Raw genomic sequence first — 563 nt, 5'->3', positions numbered from 1 at the left:
GACCCCGCCTTTGGGGAACTCCCAGTCCCCCGGTCGGCTCTTCAGGAGCAGGTACTCCCGTTCGCCGCGGGTATCGCGGAAGAGGATGGCTCCGGCACTGGTCGCTTCGACCGTCATTGGCCGCAGGTAAGCGATCACCCCTAAAGAGCGTGTCGGACTTCCGAACGGTCGTGTCAGTGCGGGCTGAAAGACGAGACGGCGGGGTTCCCAGCATCGCCGGACGGTCGAAACGGCGCCACACCGCTCTCGGTACCGGTCAATAGCACTCCGTCGGTCTCATAGTTCGTTTTATGATTGCGTCGCACGTGACCCGGAATAATGGGAGCGACCGCTGAGGTTCGGCGGCGGTGTCGGCTCGCGACGGAACCGCACCCCGACAGGGGCGTGACTCTCCACGGCGTCGACGGCCGGACGTATCACGCCATCGACGCGACCGAGGACGCCCGCGATCGCTTGGCTGACCTACGCCTCGGGGACGCGGTCGAAGTCGTCCTCGAATCCGTCCGCTGTCGGGGCGACGGCTGGCGGATAACCCGATTACGCGAGGTCGACCGAGGGAACGC

The 563-nt window shown here is 65.9% G+C and carries 2 pseudogenes; one reads left to right on the top strand and one right to left on the bottom strand.

The annotated features are described in order from the left end of the window. Positions 1–117: pseudogene (locus D3D02_RS18675) on the bottom strand (biotin transporter BioY); the annotation flags it as partial. A gap of 201 nt (positions 118–318) precedes the next feature. Here D3D02_RS18675 and D3D02_RS18670 point away from each other — a divergent pair. After that, a pseudogene (locus tag D3D02_RS18670) lies at positions 319–563 on the top strand (hypothetical protein); the annotation flags it as partial.

Origin of the sequence: Halobellus sp. Atlit-38R (genome assembly GCF_003665925.1) — an archaeon.
In the GTDB taxonomy this organism is placed as follows: domain Archaea; phylum Halobacteriota; class Halobacteria; order Halobacteriales; family Haloferacaceae; genus Haloquadratum; species Haloquadratum inordinatus.
Note: the sequence above shows the minus strand (reverse complement) of the source record. Positions and strands in the feature narration are given on the sequence as shown.